This window comes from Citrobacter sp. wls757 (genome assembly GCF_005280935.1).
Classification (GTDB): domain Bacteria; phylum Pseudomonadota; class Gammaproteobacteria; order Enterobacterales; family Enterobacteriaceae; genus Citrobacter; species Citrobacter portucalensis.
Window position 1 is genome coordinate 619372 of the sequence record NZ_SZWU01000060.1, and the last position, 1772, is coordinate 621143.

Below are 1772 nucleotides of genomic sequence, written 5' to 3' on the forward strand. Positions count from 1 at the left end.
AGAGCTGACAACCTGACTTACATCTGCTCCGCACGCCGCATCCCCTCTGTTCTCAACGCATAAATTCTAGTAGCATCGCGCCTGTAATCTTTCTCTATAGTCGGTTCTACAATGACAACAACGAATAACACTCCCCAGGGCGAACTGGTTTTACGCACTCTGGCCATGCCTGCCGATACCAACGCAAACGGTGATATTTTTGGCGGCTGGCTGATGTCACAAATGGATATAGGTGGCGCGATTCAGGCCAAAGAGATCGCACATGGTCGTGTGGTAACGGTGCGGGTAGAAGGAATGAGCTTTTTGCGCCCAGTCGCCGTAGGTGATGTAGTGTGTTGCTATGCGCGCTGTGTGAAACGCGGGACAACCTCGATCAGCATCAATATTGAAGTTTGGGTGAAGAAAGTTGCTTCTGAACCAATTGGACAGCGCTATAAGGCTACCGAAGCTCTGTTTATCTACGTTGCTGTTGATAAAGACGGGAAACCACGTCCAATTCCCACGTTGGTCTGATAGCACACGTCAGTACTGCTATCCGGCAATCATCACTCTTGATCATTGCCGGACTGCCTGATGCTTACTCGATCTGCGTTGTGCCGTTTAATTTGAAAACAATATTCACCACAAGCCCGGAACCGGGTTTGCCTGCTTCATAACGCCATCTACGCATCGCGTTTTTCACTTCACGCTCAAACATATTGGCAGGCTGTGCAGACAGGATCTCCACATTTTCAACCCGGCCATCCGGCGTTACGTTAAATTTGACCTTTACCCGGCCTTCAATGCGCAGCGCCTGAGCTCGCGCCGGATACTGAGGCTGATTACGGCTTAAAGCGCGTGGACCCGATGGCGCACTGACCACCGGTTTGCTGGTAGTTGCCGGCGCGGTATTGGTCATTGTGCGAGTAGGTGCCGTATTTTCCACTGGGGAGGCCGGGCGCGGTTCTGCTGGTTTAACATCGCGTTTCGGTTGCTCTTCCACCTTTTTCACCGGTTTTGGCTTCGGTTTAGGCTTGGGCTTCGGTTTTTCAATCACCACCGGCGCCTCTTTTGGTGGCTCTGGAATCGGTTCAGGTTCCGGTTCAGGCTCGACAACGGGTTCCGGCGGCGGCTGAACGGCCTGAGGCGGTTCGAGATCGGCAGGCGCGACCATCGTGACAGAGATCGGCTGCGCTGGCGCAGGTAGTTCAATAACCTGATGTACCGAGGTATACAGCAAACCAGCCACTACGGCACCATGAATGCCGACAGACAGTAACGTTGGCCAGGGAAAGCGACGAGGTAAATCAAGGGTCATTGAAGTCATAATCGTTTCAGTAAAAAAACCAGGCCCTGATTTTAAATGCAAATAGCAATCATATTCAATAAGCCCGTGATGCTAACTGACATTTAAAACGCGATTTTATGATAAAAAACCACTTTCAGAGTATGGCCTTAACATATCAGTTATCTTTCCGTTGCAGTTGTTAGGCCTTTCCAATAACGTTATTAACGACTTTTACCGTTCAAGGAGCCCTACCCGTGCTGTATGTTATATACGCTCAAGATATCGCAGACTCTCTCGAAAAACGTCTTTCCGTGCGCCCTGCTCATCTGGCTCGCCTGCAACTCCTTCATGACGAAGGTCGTTTGCTCACGGCGGGCCCCATGCCAGCAGTCGACAGTAACGATCCCGGTGCGGCGGGTTTTACCGGCTCGACGGTGATTGCCGAATTTGAATCTTTGGAGGCGGCACAGGCGTGGGCAGAAGCCGATCCGTATGTTGCGGCGGG

General features: G+C 51.6%; 3 protein-coding genes. 2 read left to right on the forward strand and 1 reads right to left on the reverse strand.

Annotated elements, in window-relative coordinates; all coding sequences use genetic code 11:
* The first annotated feature begins 111 nt into the window (after positions 1-111).
* On the forward strand, positions 112-513 hold the full coding sequence (gene yciA / locus FDW94_RS17845) for an acyl-CoA thioester hydrolase YciA (protein ID WP_008784945.1): 402 nt from the start codon (positions 112-114) through the stop codon (positions 511-513).
* Between the two features lie 64 nt (positions 514-577).
* Here yciA and tonB read toward each other — a convergent pair whose 3' ends face one another.
* Positions 578-1306, reverse strand: a complete 729-nt coding sequence (gene tonB / locus FDW94_RS17850) for a TonB system transport protein TonB (protein WP_170974248.1) — start codon at positions 1304-1306, stop codon at positions 578-580.
* A gap of 215 nt (positions 1307-1521) precedes the next feature.
* On the opposite strand from tonB, the gene FDW94_RS17855 reads away from it, so the two are divergent.
* A partial coding sequence (locus FDW94_RS17855) for a YciI family protein (protein ID WP_137378045.1) occupies positions 1522-1772 on the forward strand: 251 nt, incomplete at its 3' end.